At 58.6% G+C, this 23,428-nt stretch carries 24 protein-coding genes; 18 read left to right on the top strand and 6 right to left on the bottom strand.

Annotated features, from left to right (window positions below; all coding sequences use genetic code 11):
* Positions 1 to 65: 65 nt before the first annotated feature.
* The 3 genes from ahpF to GWQ31_RS11045 all read right to left on the bottom strand — a co-directional run bounded on the left by ahpF (position 66) and on the right by GWQ31_RS11045 (position 3,438).
* Positions 66 to 1,658 (bottom strand): alkyl hydroperoxide reductase subunit F, encoded by a 1,593-nt coding sequence (gene ahpF, locus GWQ31_RS11055; RefSeq protein ID WP_113720347.1) that lies wholly within the window; start codon positions 1,656 to 1,658, stop codon positions 66 to 68.
* Positions 1,659 to 1,769: 111 nt separating this feature from the next.
* Positions 1,770 to 2,336, bottom strand: coding sequence for an alkyl hydroperoxide reductase subunit C (ahpC, locus tag GWQ31_RS11050; RefSeq protein WP_005900002.1), 567 nt, complete (start codon positions 2,334 to 2,336; stop codon positions 1,770 to 1,772).
* Between the two features lie 655 nt (positions 2,337 to 2,991).
* On the bottom strand, positions 2,992 to 3,438 hold the full coding sequence (locus GWQ31_RS11045; protein WP_017411391.1) for a CBS domain-containing protein: 447 nt from the start codon (positions 3,436 to 3,438) through the stop codon (positions 2,992 to 2,994).
* Between the two features lie 211 nt (positions 3,439 to 3,649).
* On the opposite strand from GWQ31_RS11045, the gene queA reads away from it, so the two are divergent.
* From queA to nlpI, 7 genes are all read left to right on the top strand, one after another.
* Complete coding sequence (gene queA, locus GWQ31_RS11040; RefSeq protein ID WP_265451862.1) at positions 3,650 to 4,717, top strand: tRNA preQ1(34) S-adenosylmethionine ribosyltransferase-isomerase QueA; 1,068 nt, start codon at positions 3,650 to 3,652, stop codon at positions 4,715 to 4,717.
* A gap of 70 nt (positions 4,718 to 4,787) precedes the next feature.
* Complete coding sequence (gene tgt, locus GWQ31_RS11035; protein ID WP_005310380.1) at positions 4,788 to 5,924, top strand: tRNA guanosine(34) transglycosylase Tgt; 1,137 nt, start codon at positions 4,788 to 4,790, stop codon at positions 5,922 to 5,924.
* A gap of 51 nt (positions 5,925 to 5,975) precedes the next feature.
* Entirely contained in the window at positions 5,976 to 6,311 is a 336-nt protein-coding gene (gene yajC / locus GWQ31_RS11030) for a preprotein translocase subunit YajC (protein ID WP_021139832.1), read from the top strand.
* An 18-nt stretch (positions 6,312 to 6,329) separates the two neighbouring features.
* Positions 6,330 to 8,183, top strand: coding sequence for a protein translocase subunit SecD (secD, locus tag GWQ31_RS11025; RefSeq protein WP_265422103.1), 1,854 nt, complete (start codon positions 6,330 to 6,332; stop codon positions 8,181 to 8,183).
* A 9-nt stretch (positions 8,184 to 8,192) separates the two neighbouring features.
* Positions 8,193 to 9,140 (top strand): protein translocase subunit SecF, encoded by a 948-nt coding sequence (gene secF / locus GWQ31_RS11020; RefSeq protein ID WP_111589383.1) that lies wholly within the window; start codon positions 8,193 to 8,195, stop codon positions 9,138 to 9,140.
* A gap of 100 nt (positions 9,141 to 9,240) precedes the next feature.
* Positions 9,241 to 9,609: a rhodanese-like domain-containing protein gene (locus tag GWQ31_RS11015; RefSeq protein ID WP_021139835.1), complete on the top strand. Its 369-nt coding sequence runs from the start codon at positions 9,241 to 9,243 to the stop codon at positions 9,607 to 9,609.
* 90 nt (positions 9,610 to 9,699) lie between these two features.
* The gene (gene nlpI / locus GWQ31_RS11010; RefSeq protein ID WP_345893585.1) at positions 9,700 to 10,647 is read left to right on the top strand and encodes a lipoprotein NlpI; all 948 of its coding nucleotides are present in this window, start codon (positions 9,700 to 9,702) and stop codon (positions 10,645 to 10,647) included.
* A gap of 401 nt (positions 10,648 to 11,048) precedes the next feature.
* On the opposite strand, the gene GWQ31_RS11005 is transcribed toward nlpI, so the two are convergent.
* Both GWQ31_RS11005 and GWQ31_RS11000 read right to left on the bottom strand, forming a co-directional pair.
* Complete coding sequence (locus tag GWQ31_RS11005) at positions 11,049 to 11,921, bottom strand: U32 family peptidase (protein WP_275909352.1); 873 nt, start codon at positions 11,919 to 11,921, stop codon at positions 11,049 to 11,051.
* A gap of 77 nt (positions 11,922 to 11,998) precedes the next feature.
* A complete protein-coding gene (locus GWQ31_RS11000) occupies positions 11,999 to 12,994 on the bottom strand; it encodes a peptidase U32 family protein (protein WP_275909351.1) in 996 nt (331 codons plus the stop codon).
* A gap of 189 nt (positions 12,995 to 13,183) precedes the next feature.
* Here GWQ31_RS11000 and GWQ31_RS10995 point away from each other — a divergent pair, with 189 nt between their 5' ends.
* Entirely contained in the window at positions 13,184 to 13,723 is a 540-nt protein-coding gene (locus tag GWQ31_RS10995; protein WP_169046334.1) for an SCP2 sterol-binding domain-containing protein, read from the top strand.
* Here the strand turns inward: GWQ31_RS10995 and GWQ31_RS10990 are convergent.
* Positions 13,670 to 14,086 carry a hypothetical protein gene (locus tag GWQ31_RS10990; protein WP_169046333.1) on the bottom strand — a complete coding sequence of 139 codons (417 nt, stop codon included), beginning with the start codon at positions 14,084 to 14,086 and terminating at the stop codon, positions 13,670 to 13,672. The genes GWQ31_RS10995 and GWQ31_RS10990 overlap by 54 nt on opposite strands.
* 180 nt (positions 14,087 to 14,266) lie before the next feature.
* On the opposite strand from GWQ31_RS10990, the gene trmJ reads away from it, so the two are divergent.
* From trmJ to pepB (GWQ31_RS10940), 10 genes are all read left to right on the top strand, one after another.
* Positions 14,267 to 14,989 carry a tRNA (cytosine(32)/uridine(32)-2'-O)-methyltransferase TrmJ gene (gene trmJ, locus GWQ31_RS10985; protein ID WP_275909350.1) on the top strand — a complete coding sequence of 241 codons (723 nt, stop codon included), beginning with the start codon at positions 14,267 to 14,269 and terminating at the stop codon, positions 14,987 to 14,989.
* Positions 14,990 to 15,082: 93 nt separating this feature from the next.
* Positions 15,083 to 15,586 carry a Fe-S cluster assembly transcriptional regulator IscR gene (iscR, locus tag GWQ31_RS10980; RefSeq protein WP_017411386.1) on the top strand — a complete coding sequence of 168 codons (504 nt, stop codon included), beginning with the start codon at positions 15,083 to 15,085 and terminating at the stop codon, positions 15,584 to 15,586.
* A gap of 57 nt (positions 15,587 to 15,643) precedes the next feature.
* On the top strand, positions 15,644 to 16,858 hold the full coding sequence (locus tag GWQ31_RS10975; protein ID WP_059112288.1) for an IscS subfamily cysteine desulfurase: 1,215 nt from the start codon (positions 15,644 to 15,646) through the stop codon (positions 16,856 to 16,858).
* A 41-nt stretch (positions 16,859 to 16,899) separates the two neighbouring features.
* Complete coding sequence (gene iscU, locus GWQ31_RS10970) at positions 16,900 to 17,283, top strand: Fe-S cluster assembly scaffold IscU (protein WP_005310405.1); 384 nt, start codon at positions 16,900 to 16,902, stop codon at positions 17,281 to 17,283.
* Between the two features lie 15 nt (positions 17,284 to 17,298).
* On the top strand, positions 17,299 to 17,622 hold the full coding sequence (iscA, locus tag GWQ31_RS10965) for an iron-sulfur cluster assembly protein IscA (protein ID WP_005310407.1): 324 nt from the start codon (positions 17,299 to 17,301) through the stop codon (positions 17,620 to 17,622).
* Positions 17,623 to 17,746: 124 nt separating this feature from the next.
* Positions 17,747 to 18,265 carry a co-chaperone HscB gene (hscB, locus tag GWQ31_RS10960; protein WP_058394705.1) on the top strand — a complete coding sequence of 173 codons (519 nt, stop codon included), beginning with the start codon at positions 17,747 to 17,749 and terminating at the stop codon, positions 18,263 to 18,265.
* 28 nt (positions 18,266 to 18,293) lie between these two features.
* Entirely contained in the window at positions 18,294 to 20,141 is a 1,848-nt protein-coding gene (gene hscA, locus GWQ31_RS10955; RefSeq protein WP_275909349.1) for a Fe-S protein assembly chaperone HscA, read from the top strand.
* Position 20,142: 1 nt separating this feature from the next.
* Entirely contained in the window at positions 20,143 to 20,481 is a 339-nt protein-coding gene (gene fdx / locus GWQ31_RS10950; protein ID WP_005310414.1) for an ISC system 2Fe-2S type ferredoxin, read from the top strand.
* 158 nt (positions 20,482 to 20,639) lie between these two features.
* Positions 20,640 to 21,944, top strand: a complete 1,305-nt coding sequence (gene pepB, locus GWQ31_RS10945) for an aminopeptidase PepB (protein WP_275909348.1) — start codon at positions 20,640 to 20,642, stop codon at positions 21,942 to 21,944.
* Positions 21,945 to 21,981: 37 nt separating this feature from the next.
* Positions 21,982 to 23,265, top strand: coding sequence for an aminopeptidase PepB (pepB, locus tag GWQ31_RS10940; RefSeq protein ID WP_275909347.1), 1,284 nt, complete (start codon positions 21,982 to 21,984; stop codon positions 23,263 to 23,265).
* Positions 23,266 to 23,428: the final 163 nt, after the last annotated feature.

Genomic DNA, 23,428 nt, shown 5'->3' with positions numbered 1-23,428 from the left:
GTGAATAACACGGATAAAAAAGCCGACTCCAGGGAGTCGGCTTTTTACTGGCACGAGGGCCGTTATCAGGCGGTCACGGCATCGGCCTTGGCGGATGTTTCTGCCGCTTCCGGCGCCGCATTGCGGATGAGGTAATCAAATGCCCCCAGCGCTGCGGTTGCACCAGCTCCCATGGAGATGATGATCTGCTTGAACGGCACTGTAGTGGCGTCACCGGCAGCATAGACACCAGGCAGGGAAGTGGCGCCCTTGGTGTCGATCTCGATCTCGCCGAAGCGGGTCAGTGCCACCTCGCTCCCCTTGAGGAACTCGGTGTTCGGCACCAGTCCGATCTGGACGAAGATGCCAGCCACCGCCAGGTGCTTGATTTCACCCGTGGTGCGATCTTCATAATCCATCCCCACCACCTTGCTGCCATCACCGATCACTTCGGTGGTGCGGGCGCTCATGATGATGTCGATGTTGCCCATGGAGCGGGCTTTCTTCTGCAGCACTTCGTCGGCGCGCAGGGTATCGGCAAATTCGACCACTGTGACGTGCTCGACGATGCCGGCGAGATCGATGGCTGCTTCGATACCGGAGTTACCACCACCTATCACTGCCACGCGCTTGCCCTTGAAGAAGGGACCGTCGCAGTGGGGGCAGTAGGCCACGCCCTTGGTGCGGTACTCGAGTTCGCCCGGCACGTTCAGGTCACGCCAGCGGGCACCGGTCGCCAGGATCACGGCGCGACTCTTGAGGGTGGCACCAGAGGCCAGCTCTACATTCACATAGCCGTCCTTGCTGATGGCGGCGGCACGCTGCTCGGTGATCACTTCCACACCGTACTGCTTGACGTGCTGCTCCAGGCTGGCGGCCAGCTTGGGACCTTCGGTGTAGGGCACGGAGATGAAGTTCTCGATCCCGACCGTGTCCATCACCTGACCACCAAAACGCTCTGCGACGATGGCGGTACGAATGCCTTTACGGGCGGCATAGATGGCTGCTGCGGCACCAGCCGGGCCACCACCCACTACCAGCACGTCATATGGGGCTTTTTCGCTCAGTTCGGCGGCCTTGCGATCGGCCGCACCGGTATCGAGCTTGGCAATGATCTCTTCCAGCGAGATACGGCCCTGGCTGAACGGCTGACCGTTCATGTAGACGTTCGGCACCGCCATGATCTGGCGCTCGTTCACTTCGTCCTGGAACAGGGCTCCGTCGATCATGGTGTGGGTGATACCGGGATTCAGGGTCGCCATCAGGTTCAGCGCCTGTACCACGTCCGGGCAATTGTGGCAGGAGAGGGAGATATAGGTCTCGAAGTGAAACTCGCCCTTCAGCTGCTTGATCTGCTCCAGTACGGCCGGATCTGTCTTGGAAGGGTGGCCGCCGCTTTGCAGCAAGGCGAGCACCAGAGAGGTAAATTCATGACCCATGGGGATGCCGGCAAAATGAACGCGCGGGGCTTGGCCCTGTGGTGCAACGCTCATTGAAGGCTTGCGGGCATTACTGCCATCAGTCATGGCAATTTTTGGGGACATCTCGCTGATCTCGCGGGCCAATGCCAGCAGTTCTGCGGATTTGTCACTGTCGTTGCCGGACACGCTGATCTCGATGGGATTGACGATGTACTGCAGATAGGTGTTCAGCTGTTGTTTGAGGTTGGTATCCAACATCTTCGAATTCCTTCTTAATGATTGCGGGTCGGCGATGACTGGCCTGATGCTCCAAGAGGAGGCCAGAAAGCAGACCGGCCCTTGAATGGGCCGGTCTTGGAAGCGGGAGGCTTAGATTTTGCCTACCAGATCCAGGGACGGGGCCAGGGTGGCGTCGCCTTCTTTCCACTTGGCCGGGCACACTTCACCCGGGTGGGAAGCTACGTACTGAGCGGCTTTGACTTTGCGCAGCAGTTCCAGCGCGTCACGACCGATGCCGCCAGCGTTGATTTCAACGATCTGGATGATGCCTTGCGGGTCGATAACGAAGGTGCCACGGTCAGCCAGGCCAGCTTCTTCGATCATGACGCCGAAGTTGCGGGTGATGGCGCCGGTCGGGTCACCAATCATCGGATACTGGATCTTCTGGATGGTGTCGGAAGTGTCGTGCCACGCCTTGTGAGTGAAGTGGGTGTCGGTGGAGACGGAGTAGATCTCGACGCCCAGCTTCTGGAATTCAGCGTAGTTGTCAGCCAGGTCACCCAGCTCGGTCGGGCAAACGAAGGTGAAGTCAGCCGGGTAGAAGAACACCACGGACCACTTGCCTTTCAGGTCTGCGTCAGACACCTGAACGAACTTGCCATTGTGGTAGGCGGTGGCGTTGAACGGCTTGATTTCAGTGTTGATATAGGTAGACATGTATTAGCTCCTTGGTGATGTACATATGCCTGTCTGGTATTGAAGAGTCTGTCCGGACCAGGCGTTTAACGTTCGATGGATTCATCATAGGGGCTTTTCTTAATCGATTAAAGCCGCAAAATTGAATCACTTCAATCTATCTATTAGATAACCCATCGCTGCTGTACCTAACATGAATATCTCTGGCGTACAGAGGTAACCCCTTGTCGAGATTCAACATCTGTGCGGCACATCGGCTTTTCAAGGTCAGAATGGCTATTTGTATTGTGAGGCGGCAGGACGGTGTAGTGGCGTGCTACGCAATGGGAGCAGGAAGGGCAAGGCCGGGCAGGATAGTGCAGATAAAAAAATCCCGGCGTTGTCGCTATGACAAGGCCGGGTCATCAAACAAGGAATGGCTATATAAACAAAAGCTTTACAGCAAAGACTAACTACGGGGTGTGCAAACTTGCATACATATGAGAGGAAGAGGCTGGGTGCACAATCCCTCGTCTCCCCCTCGGCAACTATTGCATGGGGGAGATAATAGTGTGACGCAGATCACAAAGCAAGGTCATGATGTAAATTTTCAATCAAAATGAAAGTATTTCAGCTTTAATGTCGATTTAATATGCCGAAAACGCTTTTATTGTAATTTTATTACATTATTTTTAGATCAGAAGTCGCTGGGTGGCTCCTGTTCCTCCATCAGTTCGAGCAAGTTGATGGCGACCGCAATGAAATCCGACTCTGTCACTATGCCGATCAGCTTGCGCCCCTTGAGAACCGGCAGGCAGCCATATTTGTGGCGCTGCAGGTAGAGGGCTGCCTCCTTGATGCCGGCGTGGGGATCCACGCTCGCCACCTGGCGGGTCATGATCTCGTCGAGCTGGACACTGTCGGTGAATTCCGCCTCCCGCTCCGGGTTGATGAGCAGCAGTTTGGACTCGCGGGTGGCCAGGATGTCGGTGAGGGTGACCAGACCCAACAGATGATGGTGTTCGTCGACGATGGGAATATGGCGGATCCGCTCCTGCTGCATCAGATCCATCGCCTGCTTGACGCTGTTTTCCGGACCCAGAGTGAAGGGATGTTCTGTCATGATCTCGGATAAGGTCATCATGGTGGGCCTCCTTGTGTATCTGCTTTCACCCTAGCCCAGCCCCAGCAGGCAAAACATGATCAGGGTCAATACAGATCATTAAAGAATCATTAACCGGATGGATGTCGCAATATTGCTCGCTATCCCTTGTCTCTCTTGGGTTTTTGGTCTTTTGGGTTGCCTTGGAAGAGGGGGATAACTAGACTAGCCGCCGATTCCCCCGAGGTGAAAGATGCAAGTATCCGATTTTCATTTTGATCTGCCAGACGAGCTGATTGCCCGCTATCCGATGGCAGAGCGTACCGCCAGCCGCCTGTTGCAGCTCGATGGTCAAAGCGGCGCCCTGCGCCATGGTCAATTTGTGGATGTGCTGGACCAGCTCAACCCCGGCGATCTGCTGGTATTCAACAACACCCGTGTCATTCCGGCGCGCATGTTTGGCCAGAAGGCCAGCGGCGGCAAGCTGGAGGTGCTGGTGGAGCGCATCCTGGACGAGCACAGCGTGCTGGCACATGTGCGGGCCTCCAAGGCGCCCAAGCCGGGCACCCGCCTCATTCTGGATGGCGGCCCCGATGGCGAAAAGGTCGATGCCGAGATGCGTGCCCGCCACGATGCCCTGTTCGAGATCCATTTCCTCGACCCGCGCCCCGTGCTGGAGATTCTGGAAGCCATAGGCCATATGCCGTTGCCCCCCTATATCGACCGTCCCGATGAGGACGCCGACAAGGAGCGCTACCAGACCGTTTACAATCAGAAGCCGGGCGCCGTGGCGGCGCCGACCGCCGGCCTGCATTTCGATGAGCCGCTGCTGGCAAAGATCCGCGCCAAAGGGGTTGAAACGGCCTTCGTCACCCTGCATGTAGGGGCGGGGACCTTCCAGCCGGTGCGGGTGGACAAGATTGAAGAGCACCACATGCACTCCGAATACGCCGAAGTGCCGCAGGAGGTGGTGGATGCCATAGCTGCAACCCGCGCCCGGGGTGGCCGTGTGATTGCGGTGGGCACCACCTCGGTACGCTCCCTGGAGAGCGCCGCCAAGGCAAGTCTGGCCCAGGGCAAGCCGCTGGCGCCGTTTTTCAGCGACACCGACATCTTCATCTTCCCCGGCTACCAGTTTCAGGTAGTCGATGCCATGATCACCAACTTCCACCTGCCGGAGTCGACCCTGATCATGCTGGTCAGCGCCTTCGCCGGGTACGATCACGTGATGGCGGCCTATCAGGCGGCCGTGGCCGAGCAGTACCGTTTCTTCAGCTACGGGGACGCCATGTTCGTCACCCGTCGCCGGGCAGTGGCATAAGCCTCGCCCTTTATACCGGGCCTTCGGGCTCCCTATTGTCAGACTGTTTCTCTGACGCAACGAGGTAGCAATGAAATTTGAACTGAAAACCACTGACGGCCGTGCCCGTCGCGGTCAACTGGTCTTCGAACGTGGCACTGTGCAGACTCCCGCCTTCATGCCGGTCGGTACCTATGGCACCGTCAAGGGGATGACCCCGGAAGAAGTACGCGAGACCGGCGCCGAGATCCTGCTTGGCAACACCTTCCACCTCTGGCTGCGGCCGGGGCAGGAAGTGATGCGCGCCCACGGCGATCTGCACGACTTCATGAACTGGCAGGGCCCGATCCTGACCGACTCGGGTGGTTTCCAGGTGTTCAGCCTGGGGCACATTCGCAAGATCACCGAGGCGGGCGTGCACTTCCGTCACCCCATCAATGGCGAGAAGATCTTCCTGGACCCCGAGAAATCCATGGAGATCCAGTACGATCTGGGTTCCGACATCGTGATGATCTTCGACGAGTGCACCCCGTACCCGGCCACTTACGAAGAAGCGCGCAAGTCCATGGAGATGTCCCTGCGCTGGGGCAAGCGCTCCCGCGACAAGTTTGATGCCTTGGGCAACAAGAACGCCCTGTTCGGTATCATTCAGGGTTCCGTGTATGAAGAGTTGCGGGATGTGTCCCTCAACGGCCTGCTGGAGATCGGCTTCGACGGTTATGCGGTTGGCGGTCTGGCGGTGGGTGAGCCGAAGGAAGACATGCACAGGATCCTCGAGCACGTCTGCCCGAAAATTCCGGCTGACAAGCCGCGTTACCTGATGGGCGTGGGCAAACCGGAAGATCTGGTTGAAGGGGTGCGCCGTGGAGTCGACATGTTCGACTGCGTGATGCCGACCCGCAATGCCCGCAATGGCCATCTGTTCACCACGGATGGGGTGGTCAAGATCCGCAACGCCAAGTATCGCAGTGACACCAGTACCCTGGATGCGGACTGCGATTGCTACACCTGCAAGAACTACACCCGCAGCTATCTCTATCATCTGGACAAGTGCAACGAGATCCTCGGTGCCCGTCTGAACACCATTCACAACCTGCGTTATTACCAGCGTGTGATGCAGGGTTTGCGGGACGCGATCGAGCAGGGTAAATTAGACGACTTTGTAACTGAGTTTTACCGTCGGCAAGGGAAGCCTGTGCCTCCGTTAGCTGAAAATGACGTGAAATAACAACGATATATAAGTTAGTTATCAAATCTACATCAAATAAGAGGTTGTTAAATGAGCATTATCTCCAAGGCGTATGCAGAAGGCGCAGTTCCGGGTGCACAGGGTGGTGGTATGGAAATGATCATCATGCTGGCCGTGTTCGGCCTTATTTTCTACTTCATGATCTATCGTCCCCAGGCCAAGCGCGCCAAGGATCACCGCAACCTGATGAGCTCCCTGGCCAAGGGTGATGAAGTACTCACCTCAGGTGGCCTGGTTGGCAAGATCGCCAAAGTGTCCGCCGATAGCGAATACATTGTGCTGTCCCTGAACGATCAGACCCAGGTCACCATCAAGCGTGACTTCGTCTCTGCCGTACTGCCCAAGGGTTCTATCCAGTCCCTTTAATCTCCTGAGGAGCACAGCGTGTTAAATCGCTATCCGCTGTGGAAATACCTGATGGTGGTCTTCGTGATCGCCATCGGTTTTCTATATGCAGCCCCCAATCTTTACGGCGAAGACCCGGCCTTGCAGATTTCTGCCAGCCGTGGTGCCGAAGTCAAGTTAGAGACGCTTGATCAAGTGAAGGAGACGCTCGAGGCGGCTCAGATCCCGGTCAAACATGCTGCGTTCGAGCACGGCTTCATTCTGATCCGCTTCAAGAACACTGAAGATCAGCTCAAGGCGCGTGATGTCGTTGCCAGCAAGCTTGGCGATAATTTCATTACTGCCCTTAACCTGGCACCTTCTACCCCCGCCTGGCTTGAAGCCATCGGTGCGGCCCCCCTGAAGCTGGGTCTTGACCTGCGTGGCGGTGTGCACTTTCTGATGGAAGTGGACATGGCGGAAGCACTGACCAAGCAGCAAGAGCAGATGGTGCAGGATTTTCGCACCGAGCTGCGTACCCAGAAGATCCGTTACTCCGGCGTACGTCGGGTCGGTGATCAGGTACAGGTTCTGTTCCGTGATGAAGCGGATCAAGCCAAGGCTGTGTCTCACCTGCGTCGCCAGAATCCGGATTTGACCTTCACCACAGAGCAGAAGGGGGATGAGTTCATCCTGCTGGCTGGTTTGAGTGAAGCCAAAATCAAGGAAGTGAAAAAGTACGCACTCGAGCAGAACATCACCATCATCCGCAATCGGGTGAATGAACTGGGGGTGGCTGAGCCGCTGGTACAACAGCAAGGTGCCGAGCGCATCGTGGTGGAACTGCCCGGTATTCAGGATACGGCCCGTGCCAAGGAGATCCTGGGTGCGACCGCGACCCTGGAATTCCACATGGTCGATGAGACCGCCGACATCCAGGCTGCTGCCGATGGTCGTGTACCGCCGAGCTCCAAGGTCTACAACGATCGCAACGGTCGTCCGGTGGTGCTGCAAAAGCGGGTGATCCTGACCGGTGACCACATAGTGGGTGCCCAGTCTGGTTTCGATGAGTACAGCCGTCCCCAGGTCAACATCAAGCTTGATGGCCAGGGTGGCAACAAGATGGCGAACTTTACCAAGGACAACGTCGGTAAAGGCATGGCGACCGTCTTCATCGAATACAAGCCTGTGGGCCAACCCGGTCCGGATGGCAAGCGCAAGTTCCGCAAGCAGGAAGAGGTGATCAACGTCGCCACTATCCAGTCGCGCCTTGGCAGCCAGTTCCGCATCACGGGTATCGACAACGCCAACGAAGCCCATAACCTGGCGCTGCTGTTGCGTGCTGGTGCCCTGATCGCACCCATCCAGATCGTTGAAGAGCGCACCATAGGCCCAAGCCTGGGTCAGCAAAACATCGATAACGGTATGGAAGCCATCGGCTGGGCCATGCTGGTGATAGTGCTGTTCATGGGCATCTACTACCGCACCTTCGGCTGGGTGGCCAACCTGGCGCTGGTATTCAACCTGGTATTGATTGTCGGCATCATGTCGATGATCCCGGGGGCCACCATGACACTGCCGGGCATTGCCGGTATCGTCTTGACGCTCGGTATGGCGGTGGATGCCAACGTGCTGATCTTCGAGCGTATCCGGGAAGAGATCCGCAATGGCCGCGGTGTGCAGCAGGCCATTCATATGGGCTTTGATCGCGCATTTTCGACCATCGCTGACTCCAACGTTACCTCGCTCATCACCTGTGTGATCCTGTTCGGTATCGGTACCGGTGCCATCAAGGGCTTTGCCTTGACCCTGGGTATTGGTCTGACGGCTTCCATGTTTACTGCCATCACGGTTTCCCGCGCCATTATCAATCTGGGCTGGGGTGGACGGCGTATCGACAAGCTGCCGATCTAAGGAAGAGACATGTTTCAGATTCTACATTTTGAAAAACCTATCCCGTTTATGCGCTATGCCAAGCCGGGTGTGGTCTTCTCTACCCTGCTGATGGTGATCTCCCTGTTCTTCCTGTTCGATCGGGGCCTGAACTGGGGTCTGGACTTTACCGGCGGTACCACCATAGAGGTGGGATTCCAGCAGTCGGTGAGCCTGGACAAGATCCACGAGGTGCTGGATGAGCAGAAGATTGAAGGGGCGACCCTGCAACACTTCGGCTCCAGCCGCGATGTGCTGGTGCGCATGACCCCAGAGGAGGGGGTCAAGGTGGAACAGCAGGGCAACGAAGTGCTGGCGGCAGCCAGGCAGATCGATCCTGATGCCGTGCTCAAGCGTGTCGAGTTCGTCGGCCCCTCAGTGGGTGATGAACTGGCCACCGATGGCGCCTTGGCCATGCTGGCTTCCATCCTCTGCATCATGGCGTATGTTGCGGTGCGCTTCGAGTGGCGTCTGGCGTTGGGGGGGATTGTTTCCCTGGTGCACGACGTTGTCATCACCCTGGGCGTGTTTGCCTACTTCCAGTACGAGTTCGACTTGACCGTGCTGGCGGCGCTGATGACCCTGGTGGGTTACTCCTTGAATGACACCATAGTGGTGTTCGACCGGCTGCGGGAGAATTTTCGCAAGGTGCGCAAGGGGGATACCGAGTACATCCTGGATCTCTCCATGACCGAGACCCTGAGTCGGACCATCATTACCTCGGGTCTGACCTTCGTGGTGGTGCTGGCACTGCTGCTCAAGGGCGGTGCCCTGATCCACGGATTTGCGGTGGCCATGGTGATAGGTGTTGCTTTCGGTACCTACTCCTCCATCTATGTGGCGAGTGCCTTCGCCATGTTCCTCGGGGTCAAGCGGGAGCACATGCTGCCGACCCTGGTGGAAAAAGAGGGCGCGGATCAGCAAGAGATCCTGCCGTAATCGACAAGGGCGCCGTGAGGCGCCCTTTCTCTTATGGGGCGGGTGAGTCATTATGCTCCCCGATGACCCATCTTCCATTACCTAAGGCAAGGAGCAAGCCATGCAACACAATCCCCGTTTTCTGGCCCTGGTCGAGGCCATTCGTCCTCAGGTGCAAGAGACTGACGTGCACCAGATCAAACGTTGGCAGGATGAGGGGCGTGCTTTTCACCTGATCGACGTGCGGGAAGAGAGCGAGTGGGCCAGAGGTCACCTGCCAGGGGCGGCCTACCTTGGTCGCGGCGTGATTGAACGCGACATCGAGACCCGCTATCCGGATCCGCAGACTGAACTCTATCTCTATTGTGGTGGGGGTTTCCGCTCCATCCTGGTGGCGGAAAATCTGCAAAAAATGGGTTATAGCCGGGTTGTCAGTGTCGATGGCGGTTTTCGGGGCTGGTGTGAGGCCGGATACCCTGTCGAATCCTGATTTATTTGAGGGAGAGGGGAACCGCCACATGACAAAGTGACGGTTGACCTTTACCATATGCGGGGTCAAGCGTAAGCGTCGGAGTGTTCATTGAACGTCAGGAAAGGGATTGGATACCTCCTTGGTGTCCTGTTGTTGCTCCCCATGTGGGGTTGCAGCAGTAGCAGTCAGGTTAAAGCGCCTCAAGTTCCCAAGCCGCAACCCGCTTCACTGGTATTGGCGACCCCCCTGCAGGTCTCTTACCAGAGCGAGTTGGCGTTGGCGCGACTCGGTCAGATGCTCGGTGAGATGGAGTTGACCACAGAGCAACGTGCCGAACTGTTTTATGAGCGTGCCGTGGTGTTTGATCGGGTCGGCTTGCGCTCCCTGGCGAGGCTGGATTTCAACCGTGCCTTGCGGGAGAAACCGGATTTTGCCGAGGCCTATAATTTCATCGGCGTCTATCTGGTGCAGCAGCAGAATTATGACGAAGCCTACGAGGCATTTGATTCCGCTCTCGAACTGGCTCCCGACTATGACTATGCCTATCTCAACCGCGGGATCGCACTCTATTACGGCAATCGCCCCGAGCTGGCCGCCGCCGACATGAAACGCTTCTATGAAGCGCAGCCGGAAGACCCGTATAGGGTGATGTGGCTCTATCTGGCTGAGCAGAAGCTCAATGCGCCGGCTGCCATGAGCAGGATGCGAGAGCGTCTCAACAAATATGACGACGACGCCTGGAACTGGGATCTGGTTCGCCTCTATACCGGTGAGCTCAATGCCACCCAGTTGATGGGCAATGTGGTGAAAGGAGTGAAGGATAACCGGGAGCTCGCCGAGCGCCTGTGTGAAACCTACTTCTATCTGGGCAAGTTTGAACTGGCCAAGGGCAACCGCAAGGAAGCCATCAGCTACTTCAAGCTGGCGCTCGCCAACAACGTGTATGACTTCATCGAGCACAGATACGCCCTGCTGGAGCTGGAGCTGATGGCGCGCAAACCCTTGCCGCTGGGCGCCCAGAGTTCACAGGGCAAGAGCAGCAAACAGGCATCCTGATTTGCCTGTGTCTGCGATGTAAAAAAGGCCTCTTGATGAGGCCTTTTTGCTGTCTGCGTGCTGGTATTGGTACGGTGTTATTCCATCAGAGCTCATGCCGGGGATATTTGACACCAGCAGCCGTGGCCGCCGCGCTCAGGTCTGGCATTGGTGCTGTGTCATTCCACCAGGACTTATGCCGGGGATATTTGACACCAGCAGCCGTGGCCGCCGCGCTCAGGTCTGGCATTGGTGCTGTGTCATTCCACCAGGACTTATGCCGGGGATGTTTGACACCAGCAGCCATGGCCGCCGCGCTCAGGTCCGGTATTGGTGCTGTGTCATTCCACCAGGGCTTATGCCGGGGATATTTGACACCAGCAGCCGTGGCCGCCGCGCTCAGGTCCGGCATTGGTGCTGTGTCATTCCACCAGACTCATGCCAGGGATCTGGCGCCAGTAACCGTTGCAGTCCCGCTCCTGTTGCAGGGGCAGAGGGGCCTGCCCCTGCTGGTTGGCCTTGAAGCGAGCCAGCATCTCAAGGGTGTCCAGTCCCTCCGGGGAGAGGCGTACCACATCCACCAGCTCCGCCATACCGCCAAGCTCGTTGCCGAGGTTGTAACAGTAACCGGACTGGGTCTGGATGCCGTTGAGATTGAACACCTTCTGCCCTTCGCGGCTGCTGGCCAGCCGGCCTGTGGGGTAATGGATGCAGGCGAGCTCGCAGTTGTCTTTGGGCTTGTCGAGGGAGCGGGCGGTAAAGCAGCGCGCCGAATAGGCGAGCGGCAGATGGCCGTAGGCAAACACCTCCACTTCAAACTGCTGGCGGGCAGCGCCCAGATCCTGACAGAGCTGAATCAGCCAGTCGCGGGAGAGCTCCACCGGCATCACCCAGCGTGTCATCCCCTGTTTGAGCAGCATGCGCAGCACATCGGCATTGTAGGCGTTGATGGCGGGGCCACAGACAAACGGGAGCCCGGCCTCGCTGGTGAGTTGAACAGTGCCGAGATCGTTGGCTTCGACCAGCAGGTCACCGTTGTCGACCAGCCGCTTCACCTCCTTGAGTTCGGAGGGGGCAGAGATGAGGGCCAGGGTCGAGAGCACCACTTGCTTGCCGGTGCTGGCTACCTGGCGGGCGAGGGCAATCCAGTCATCTGCTTTCAGCTCGCGGCGTTTGCTGCAGACGGTTTCTCCCAGATAGATGATATCTGCCTGACTGTTGGCAGCGGCTTGGTAGAAGGCCTGGGTGTCGGCCTTGGGCCAGTAGAAGAGCAGGGGCCCGAGAGAAAATTGCATTAGTTGTGCTCCTTGTGGCGACTGAAGGGGCTGAAGGCAGCATCGGTTGTTTCGGGACGAAATGGCATCGGGCCTCCTTATTGCCACTGACGGTGATAGGCGCCCAGGGTAGTCTGGCTCCCTTCAGAGACGCGTGCGAGCTGGGCATCCCACTCGGCTTTGACCTGATAGGCCTCGGGATTGGCCTGATAGGCGTCGATGGCTGCGCGCCAGACCCGGGTAACCTGCTCCACATAGGCGGGGCTGCGCTGGCGCCCTTCAATTTTGACTGACTGGATGCCGGTCTGGAACAGCTCGGGCAAGAGGCCAAGGGTGTTGAGGCTGGTCGGCTCCTCCAGTGCGTGATAGGTCTGGCCATCCACCTCGAAGCGCCCCTTGCACAGGGTCGGATAACCGGCGTTTTCACCCGGACCATAACGGTCGATCAGCACCTCGTTGAGGCGGGACTCGAGGCCCGCCGGCGTCTCCTCCCAGCGCACAAACTTGGCCGGTGAGCAGGCACCGACCGTGTTGGGGCTCTCCCCTGTCATGTAGGAGGATAGGTAGCAGCGGCCCTCCGCCATGATGCAGAGGCTGCCGAAGGCGAACACTTCCAGGCCGACGTCGGTCTCGCGGGCCAGCTGCCGGACCTGGTGCATGGAGAGTACCCGTGGCAAGACCACCCGGCCGACGTTGAAATGCTGCTGATAGAAGCGAATGGCGGCGGCGTTGGTGGCACTGGCTTGCACAGAAACGTGCAGCTCCATGTCAGGATAATGGCGGCTGGCGTAATCGAGCACGGCGAGATCGGCGATGATCAGTGCATCTGCACCCAGGGCAACCCCCCTGTCTACTGCCTGTTTCCATCTGGTATCGGAGCCCGGGTGGGCGAAGGTATTGATGGCGATGTGCAGCTGGCGGCCATGTTGATGCACGTAGTCCACCGCCTTTTCCAGCTTGCTGTCGGTGAAGTTGAGACCGGCAAAGTGGCGGGCATTGGTGTCATCCTTGAAGCCGATATAAACCGCATCGGCCCCGTTATCCACGGCTGTTTTCAGTGCCGGCAAGCTGCCTGCCGGACAGAGTAATTCCATCGGGTACGCTCCGAGAGGGGAAAAATGCAAAAGTGGCCCGATTGTATTCATCGATGCCTTCCCACTTTTTGACCTGAGGCAGCTTTGTGTGGCTTTACCCTTCTTGAGGTAAGTCGGCACAAGTTTGATTTCCAACAGGATCCAGAGTGCAACCCTGTGCTTGAATGCGTAAAAACTTGGGAGTTCATCGTGTTTCAACAACTGCAACGTCGTCTGGTCGAACAGGCCCCCCGCTTTTTGCGTCATCCCCTCAAACTGGTGCCTTTTACTCTGCAGCAGAACCTGATGGAGCGCCTGCTGGCGCGGGTGTTCAAGGAGGCCATCCAGGATGGTGACTTCGCGTTTCTGGCTGGGAAATGGCTGAAAGTCGAGGTATCGGATCTCGAGCTTTGCTGGTTTATCAGCGAACAGGATGGAAAGCTGGTGGTGGCACGCCATTGCGATCGTGCGGATGTCTGTTTCAGCGGTACCACCAACGACCTCATCCTGATCGCTGGTCGCAAAGAGGACCCCGATTCCCTTTTCTTTCAGCGCAAGCTGAAGATTGAGGGAGATACCGAGCTGGGACTGGAGGTGAAGAACCTGATGGACAGCCTGGATCTGGACGGTTTGCCGAGCCTGATGCGCTATTCCTTGATGGATCTCGCCATCTTTATCGAAGGTGCGCGCACCCTGTCAGCGCAGGAGTCGCACCCTGCGCCGACGGGCGGGATCCCGTCTCAAGTGTGAAGCCAGGCCAGCGGCATGGTGGCGGTAGTGACTGCGAACCCACAGGCAGCGGCATGCCCAGGCACAAGGAAGCAAGGCCATCAGGGCCATGGCATCGGGGAGGTGAGAGAGCAGCAACCCCAGCGCCAGCCAGATAAAGGGCTGGGCCTCGTAGAGCCATTCCGGCTGGAACCAGCGCTTGGTCGGAAAGATGACCAGGTCGGTACGCCGATAGCTGGAGCGCATCATCCAGCTCGCCGCACCGGCCACAAACAGCAGGGCACCTGCCAGCCAGAGCAAAGGGGAGTCGGTGAGCATGATCATGCCGACTGCCGTCAACAGATAGCAGGCAGGCAACCTCTCATAAAGCCAATGTGGGTACATGTCGCCTCCACTCGTTTCCTTCTCCATCCTCCAAGTTTAGCCAGCCTCCCCGGTTGGCTAATGATGCTTTGTTCTACAAAATGACGGTTTTGTTGTGAAATGGGACGCCATTTACGGTGCCAAAATAGCGATTGGCTATGTTACAATTGCGCGCCATTTTTGACTGAAGATTGACTGGGCATGTTGGATCAGATTCGTATCGTTTTGGTAAACACCTCTCACACAGGCAACATGGGATCCGCGGCGCGAGCCATGAAGACCATGGGGCTGACCCAATTGGTGTTGGTTGATCCGCAAGCCTTGCCTGATGACGGCGCTCATGCGCTGGCTGCAGGTGCCAGTGACGTGCTCGCCAATGCCCGTATCGTATCGACACTGGATGAAGCCATTGCTGACTGCGGTCTGGTCATCGGCACCAGTGCCCGTTCCCGCACCCTGAGCTGGCCCATGCTGGATCCCCGTGCAGCAGGGGAAAAAGCCGTGGGAGAGGGGATGAAGCATCCGGTTGCCCTGGTGTTTGGCCGTGAACGTACCGGCCTGACCAACGACGAGCTGCAGAAATGCCACTACCATGTGGCCATTCCGGCCAATCCGGAATACAGCTCCCTCAATCTGGCCATGGCGGTACAGACTATCTGCTATGAAGTGCGGATGTGCTGGCTGCAGGATCAGGCTCCCGAGGTGGAGAGCGAGGCGGATTATCCCAGCGCCCATCAGCTGGAAGGCTTTTATCAGCATCTGGAGCAGACTCTGCTCAAAACAGGCTTCATTGCCGACGACCACCCGGGTCAGGTGATGAGCAAGCTGCGCCGCCTGTTCAATCGGGCCCGTCCGGAAGCAATAGAACTCAATATTTTGCGCGGCATTCTGACCTCGATCCAGAAGCCAAAGCCGCAGGATTAAACCCGACTGTATTACTCAACCATATACTTGACTGTTTTAGTCGGGTATGTGACCATGTGCCCATATTGATTGGTTCGCAAGACGGTAAGGCATATGAGACTGACCTCAAAAGGACGTTACGCTGTGACTGCCATGCTCGACGTGGCGTTGCATGCAGAGCAGGGGCCCGTGCCCCTGGCTGATATTTCGGAGCGCCAGGGCATCTCCTTGTCCTATCTCGAGCAACTGTTTGCCCGCCTGCGCAAGCATGGTCTGGTGAGCAGTGTGCGTGGTCCGGGCGGTGGTTATCGCCTCGGTCTGGCCCCTGATGCTATCTCTGTCGGTCAGGTGATCACTGCAGTCGACGAGTCGGTTGATGCCACCAAGTGTCTCGGCAAAGGTGGCTGCCACGGCGGTACCCAGTGTCTCACTCACTCCCTGTGGCGTGACCTCAGCGAGCGTATTTCCAGTTTCCTGGGGGATATCACCCTGGCTGAGCTGGTGGGTCAGGCGGACGTGCGCCGGATTGCCGGCAAGCAAGATGAACAAATGAAAACCGTGTTGTCCCTGGTTGATCGGGTAGAACACGGCGATGTGAGCTTGAAAGTCCAACTATAAACAAACGTGCTTTCCACGGCCGGTCGATGTGTGACCCTGGCTGTAACGGAGAAAAACATGAAACTGCCTATTTACCTTGATTATTCGGCAACCTGTCCGGTGGACCCGCGTGTCGCAGAAAAAATGATGCAGTGTCTCACCATGGATGGCCTGTTCGGCAATCCAGCTTCCCGTTCCCATCGCTTTGGCTGGCAAGCTGAAGAGGCGGTGGACCTGGCCCGTAATCAAGTGGCAGAGCTGATCGGTGCAGACCCGCGCGAGATCGTCTTTACCTCCGGCGCGACCGAATCCAACAACCTGGCCATCAAGGGCGTTGCCCATTTTTATGCTGGCAAGGGCAAGCACATCATCACCTCCAAGACAGAGCACAAGGCAGTACTCGATACTTGCCGCCAGCTGGAGCGTGAAGGCTATGAGGTGACTTACCTCGAGCCGATGCCGAACGGCCTGTTCACCCTGGAGCAGATCGAAGGCGCCCTGCGCGATGACACCATTTTGGTGAGCATCATGCACGTCAACAACGAAATTGGCGTGGTGCAAAACATTGCCGCCATCGGCGAGCTGTGCCGCTCCCGCAAGATCCTGCTGCACGTGGATGCAGTCCAGAGCGTGGGCAAGATCCCGGTGGATGTGGAAGCGCTGAAAGTTGACCTGCTCTCTGTTTCTGCGCACAAGGTATACGGCCCGAAAGGGATCGGTGCCCTGTTTGTGCGTCGCAAGCCCCGCGTTCGTCTGGAAGCCCAGATGCACGGTGGTGGCCACGAACGTGGCATGCGTTCAGGCACACTGCCGACTCACCAGATCGTTGGCATGGGTGAAGCTTTCCGTATCGCCAAAGAAGAGATGGCGAGCGAAGGCCAGCACATCATGGCCCTGCGTCAGCGTCTGTGGGATGGCATCAAGGATATTGAAGCCGTCTACATCAACGGTGACCTGGAACAGCGTGTACCGGGCAACCTCAACGTCAGCTTCGCCTATGTGGAAGGGGAATCCCTGATCATGGCGCTGAAAGATCTGGCGGTCTCTTCCGGTTCTGCCTGTACCTCGGCCAGCCTGGAGCCCTCCTATGTGCTGCGCGCGCTGGGCCTGAACGACGAGCTGGCGCACAGCTCCATCCGTTTCAGCCTGGGTCGCTTTACCACAGAAGAAGAGATTGATTACGCAATCAAGCTTATCCGTGACTCCATCGGTCGTCTGCGCGAGATGTCTCCCCTGTGGGAGATGTACAAAGACGGCGTCGATCTGAACACGGTCGAATGGGCTCATCACTGATCCATCGGATCAGTGATCAACGGAATTAGCAGGAGTTAGATATGGCTTACAGTGAAAAAGTAATCGACCACTACGAGAATCCCCGCAACGTAGGTGGCTTCGACAAGAACGATCCCAACATAGCGACCGGTATGGTCGGTGCTCCGGCGTGTGGCGACGTGATGAAGCTGCAATTGAAGATCAGCGACGACGGCATCATCGAAGACGCCAAGTTCAAGACCTATGGCTGTGGCTCCGCCATTGCCTCCAGCTCCCTGGTGACCGAGTGGGTCAAGGGCAAGACCCTGGACGAAGCCGCCGGCATCAAGAACACTGACATCGCCGAAGAGCTGGCTCTGCCACCGGTGAAGATCCACTGCTCCATTCTGGCTGAGGATGCCATCAAGGCCGCCATCGCCGATTACAAGCAGAAGAAAGGTCTCTAAGGTCAGGAGAGCAGTATGGCCATTACCATGACAGATGCCGCAGCGGCACGGGTTTCCTCTTTTCTGACCAACCGGGGCAAGGGCATAGGTCTTCGCCTCGGCGTCAAGACCACCGGCTGTTCGGGTCTTGCCTATGTGCTCGAGTTTGTCGATGAGCTGGCGGATGAAGATCAGGTGTTTGAGCAGAACGGTGTCAGAATCATCGTCGATGCCAAGAGCCTGATCCATCTGGATGGCACCGAACTGGACTTCGTCAAGGAAGGCCTCAATGAGGGCTTCCAGTTCAATAACCCCAACGCCAAGGGCGAGTGTGGTTGCGGCGAAAGTTTCAGTGTCTGACAGGTTTGACATACATGATGTCCTGCCGGTTGAACTGGTCGAAAACGACCAGTTCAACAACACCCGGCTCAGCGTTTTTGGCGAGTTTGGTGGCGGTGAAAACGTCTGTGTCTAAGAGGTTTGCATGAATCATTTCGAGCTGTTTGGGCTGGTTGAAGGCTTCGAGCTCGATACCCGTCAACTGGCGGACACCTACCGTCAGTTGCAAACCCAGTTCCACCCCGATCGTTTTGCCACGGCGCCCGAGCGGGAACAACTGGTTGCGGTGCAACGAGCCGCCCAGATCAACGATGCCTACACCACCCTCAAGACGCCCCTGCGCCGAGCCGAGTATCTGCTCTCCCTGCGAGGCACCGATATTCGTGGCGAGCAGCAAACCCTGCAAGACACCAGCTTCCTGATGCAACAACTTGAGTGGCGCGAGCGCCTTGCAGACTTGAAAGGGGAAGCCGACCCTGAGGGTGCCATCAAGGATTTTCGCCAGGAAATAGGGCATGATCACCAGCTGTTGATGCAACAGCTGACACTGACGCTTGCCGCTGGCGATGATCTGATCGCGGCTGATTGCGTCCGCAAACTCAAGTTTGTCGACAAGCTCCTCGAAGAGCTGGAACGATTCGAAGACTCACTGTTCGAGTCTTGATCCTTTAACGCTGGAATTTTGATTACCCATGGCATTATTGCAAATCGCCGAGCCCGGCCAGAGCGCCGCACCTCATCAGCATAAACGTGCCGTTGGCATCGATCTTGGCACCACCAATTCTCTGGTCGCGGCAGTGCGCAGCGGCCACGCCGATACCCTCTGCGACGAGCAGGGTCGGGATCTGCTGCCCTCAGTGGTGCACTATCAGGTTGATGCTATCCGTGTCGGCTTTGACGCCAAGCGTGAAGCCTCACTTGATCCGCACAACACCATCGTCTCCGCCAAGCGGATGATGGGCAAGGCCTTGGCCGACATCGATACTCGCCAGCAGCCTTACCAGTTTGTGGCCGCCGATAACGGCATGCCCCAGCTGCAGACCCGTCAGGGGCTGGTCAACCCGGTACAGGTTTCAGCCGAAATTCTGAAGAAACTGGCTGAGCGTGGCGCCGCAGCACTGGGCGGCGAGCTGGATGGCGTTGTCATTACCGTGCCCGCCTATTTCGATGATGCCCAGCGTCAGGGTACCAAGGACGCTGCCCGTCTGGCCGGTCTGCACGTACTGCGCCTGCTCAACGAACCCACTGCCGCCGCGATTGCCTACGGCCTCGACTCCGGTCAGGAAGGGGTGATAGCAGTGTATGATCTCGGCGGCGGGACCTTTGATATCTCCATCCTTCGTCTGCACCGCGGTGTGTTTGAAGTGATGGCTACCGGTGGTGACTCGGCGCTGGGGGGCGATGATTTCGATCACCTGCTGGCGGACTGGATCAAGGCACAAGCCGGTTTGAGTGGTCAGCTGGATGCCAGCACCCAGCGCGAATTGCTGGATGTGGCCGCCGCCGTCAAACACGGCCTGACCGATGCCGAGCTGGTGCCCTGTGCCTTTGCCGGTTGGCAGGGGGAGGTGAGCCGTCACCTGTTTGAGGAACTCATCACTCCGCTGGTCAAGCGTACCTTGCTGGCCTGTCGCCGCGCCCTGCGTGATGCGGGGCTGGAGCAGGTGGAAGTGCTGGAGGTGGTGATGGTCGGTGGCTCTACCCGGGTGCCGCTGGTACGCGAGCGAGTGGGGGAGTTCTTCCAGCGTACGCCGCTGACCAGTATCGACCCGGACAAGGTAGTCGCCATTGGCGCCGCCATCCAGGCCGATATCCTGGTGGGCAACAAGCCTGATGCCGAAATGCTGCTGCTGGACGTGATCCCGCTCTCCCTGGGCCTTGAGACCATGGGTGGCCTCGCCGAGAAGGTGATACCGCGCAATACCACGATTCCGGTGGCCCGCGCCCAGGAGTTCACCACCTTCAAGGATGGCCAGACAGCGATGGCAATCCACGTGGTGCAAGGGGAGCGTGAACTGGTGGCCGATTGCCGTTCCCTGGCCCGTTTCACCCTGACCGGGATCCCCCCCATGGCGGCGGGGGCTGCCCACATCCGCGTCACCTTCCAGGTGGATGCGGATGGTCTGTTGTCGGTCAGTGCCATGGAGAAATCCTCCGGCGTGCAGGCCGAGATCCAGGTCAAGCCTTCCTACGGGCTGGGGGAGGAGGACATACTCACCATGCTGAGTGCCTCCATCGCCAACGCCCAGCAAGACATGGATGCTCGCATGCTGGCAGAGCAGCAGGTGGAGGCCGACCGTGTGGTCGAAAGTCTCAATGCTGCCCTGGCCGCCGATGGCGATGCGCTGCTGAGCACCGCCGAGCGCGCTGCCATCGACAGTGCGATCACCCATCTGCTGTCTGTGCGCGCCGCAGGGACAACCAATCAAATCAAAGATGCCATCGAGGCGGCGGACGCTGTCAGTGGTGAATTTGCAGCCCGCCGGATGGACGCCTCCATCCGCAAGGTGCTGACCGGACAAAACGTCAACAAGGTGTAATATGCCAAAACTGATTATTCTGCCCCATCCCGAGCTCTGTCCGGACGGTGCCGCGCTCGAAGGCAAGAGTGGCGAGACCATCCTGGATGTGGCGCTGCGCAATGGCATCGAGATCGAGCATGCTTGCGAGAAGTCCTGCGCCTGCACCACCTGTCATTGCGTGGTGCGAGAAGGGTTTGACTCCCTCGAGCCGAGCGATGAGCTGGAAGATGACATGCTGGACAAGGCATGGGGACTGGAGCCGGAATCCCGTCTCAGTTGCCAGGCAAGACTGGCAGACGAGGATCTGGTGGTGGAGCTGCCCAAGTACACCATCAACCTCGCTTCAGAACGCCATTGATGGCACCTTAATTACACATGAGTGAATTGAGCGTGCAGCATCCCATGGTGCAGTAATGATATGGTGAAGGCCGTGACCCTTGAGGGGAACGGCCTTTTTTGTGCTCGTTATTTCCCTATTGATTAATGAAAGTGCCAATAAAAAGGAAGCAAGAGAACATGGCTGACATGATGAACGTACGCTTGTCCCTCCAGGCCGCCGCCGCCCAGTGGGGCGAAGGTGCCCAGCTCAGTTTCAACGGTGACGAGGCCCGCATTCATCTGGGCGCTATCGCCCAGGAAGATGACACCTTGCGCACCATACAGCGTGCGGCCCGCCGTCTCGAGTCCAGCGGTATCAAGCGGGTGAAGCTGGCCGGTGATGAATGGGATCTGGAACGCCGTTACGCTTTCGCCCAGGGCTTCTACGCCGCCAAGGGGACGCGTGAGCTGGACTTTGGCCCACAGAGTGAGTCCGATGCCCTCGAGCTGGATGCGCTGATCAAGGCGACTCGCTGGGTGCGTGAGGTGACCAACGGTTGCCCGGAAGCCATTTATCCCATGAGCCTGGCGGAATCAGCCTTGCTGCTGATCCGTGGTCTGGGTGGGGATCAGGTCACTGCCCGTATCACAGCCGGCGAGGCGTTGCGTGAGGCCGGCCATATCGGCATCTGGTCGGTAGGTCGTGGCAGCGAGCGAGAGCCCGTGCTGCTGGAGCTCGACTACAACCCGACCGGGGATCGCAATGCCCCCGTGGTGGCCGCCCTGGTGGGCAAGGGCATCACCTTCGATTCCGGTGGCTATTCCATGAAGTCCTCTGACAACATGCTGCCGATGAAGTCCGACATGGGCGGTGCAGCCATGGTGACAGGCGCTCTGGCGCTGGCCATCAGTCGAGGTCTCAAGCAAAGGGTCAAACTTATCCTCTGCTGCGCCGAAAACCTGGTCTCCGGCCATGCCTTCAAGCTCGGCGACATCCTCACCTACAAGAACGGCATCTCGGTCGAGATCCAGAATACCGATGCCGAAGGGCGTCTGGTGCTGGCCGATGGTCTGATGGCCGCCTCCGACAGTGGCGCGACCTACATCCTGGATGCCGCTACCCTGACCGGCGCCGCCAAGACGGCGCTGGGTCGTGACTACAACGCCGTGTTTGCCCTCAATGAAGTCGAGCAGCAACGGGTACTGGCAGCCGCCAAAGCCGAACACGAGAAGGCCTGGGCCCTGCCACTCGAACCCTGGCACGTGGGCCAGCTCACCTCTGCCTTTGCCGAGCTGGGCAACGTGGCCTCTGCCGAAGGCACGGCCGGGGCCACCACGGCGGCCGCCTTCCTGTCCCGTTTCGTGCGTGACGAAGGCAAGGGCTGGGTACACCTGGATCTGGCGGCTTCTTATCAAAAATCAGGCAATGATCTCTGGGCAACCGGGGCCAAAGGCCACGGTCTGCGCACTATCGCACGCTGGCTGCAGGAGGTGAGTGCATGAAGGTCAGCTTACATTGCCGGTTGCAGGAGGTACTTGAATGAACATCTGGTTAAGCCGTGAGTTTGCTTCCGCCGAGTGGGGGGAGGGGGCGCTGCTCTCTCACCGTGCCGATGGCATGGTGATCCATCTGGTGACCGCTACGCCGCTGATCGATATCCAGCAGGCGGCGCGTCGCCTGTGCAGCCAGGGGATCCAGAAAGTGGCCCTGGCCGGTCATTGGGAGCGCGAGCAGCAGTGGGCCTTCGCCCAGGGACTGCAGACCCCCAAGGCCGAAGTCGAGCTGCAATGGGCCACCTCGTCCGAAGAGGACAGGGAGGAGCTGGAGGCTCGCTGGCTGTGCGGACGCTGGGTCCGCGAGATGACCAATGCCACCCCGGAGCAACTGGGGCCGCTGGAGCTGGCGGTGGAGGCGGCGGCCTTTATTACCGAGCTGGCGCAGGACAGGATCAGTCATCGCATCCTGAAAGGAGAAGCGTTGCAACAGGCTGGCTGGGTCGGTCTCTATCAGGTTGGCCGTGGCAGCGATCGCGAGCCCGTGCTGCTGGAGCTGGACTACAACCCGACCGGGGATCGCAACGCCCCGGTGGCGGCGGCCCTGGTGGGCAAGGGCATCACCTTCGACTCCGGTGGCTACTCCATGAAAACCTCCCAGGGCATGCTCACCATGAAACATGACATGGGGGGGGCGGCCATAGTGACCGGTGCCCTGGCGCTGGCCATACTGCGCGGCCTCGACAAGCGGGTGAAGCTCATCCTCTGTTGCGCCGAGAATCTGGTCTCCGGCCACGCCTACAAGCTGGGTGATATCCTCACCTACAAGAACGGCACCACGGTCGAGATCGTCAATACCGATGCCGAGGGGCGCCTGGTGCTGGCCGACGGCCTGCAACTGGCAAGCGACAGCGGGGCGTCGCTCATCATAGATGCAGCCACCCTGACGGGCGCCGCCGTCATGGCGCTGGGGGGGCGTTACAACGCCCTGTTTGGCCTGGACAAGGGACTGGTGAGTCGTGCCATGGCCTACGCCGATGCCGAGCAGGAGCCCGCCTGGCCGCTGCCGCTGGAGCCCTGGCACCGCCAGCAGTGCCCGTCTCACTATGCCGACACGGCCAACAGCCGCCCTGTGCCGGGCGGTGGCCCTGGCGGCGCTTCCAACGCGGCGGGCTTCCTCTCCCGCTTCGTCGGCAATGAAGGACGGGGTTGGTTGCACGTCGATCTGGCCGCCTGTTTCAGCGAGAACGGTGACAGCCTGTGGGCGCCGGGCGCCAACACCCTGGGGATGCGCACCATAGCGCATACCCTGCTGGCGGAAGCGCGCTGAGCAGGATGACAATCGTCAAGGAAGGGCACCTGAGGGCTGTCTCTTGATCACATCTGTTGATGCTCAAGAGACAGTGCCAGTTCATAGCCTTCAAGGAGGGTCTGTAACCTAAACCAGCCCTCCCATAACACCGCTATCGAGGCTCGCCCCGTTCTCTTGGTGT

Origin of the sequence: Aeromonas sp. 2MA4 (assembly GCF_029237305.1) — a bacterium.
GTDB classification, from domain to species: Bacteria; Pseudomonadota; Gammaproteobacteria; order Enterobacterales; family Aeromonadaceae; genus Aeromonas; species Aeromonas salmonicida.
Note: the sequence above shows the minus strand (reverse complement) of the source record. Positions and strands in the feature narration are given on the sequence as shown.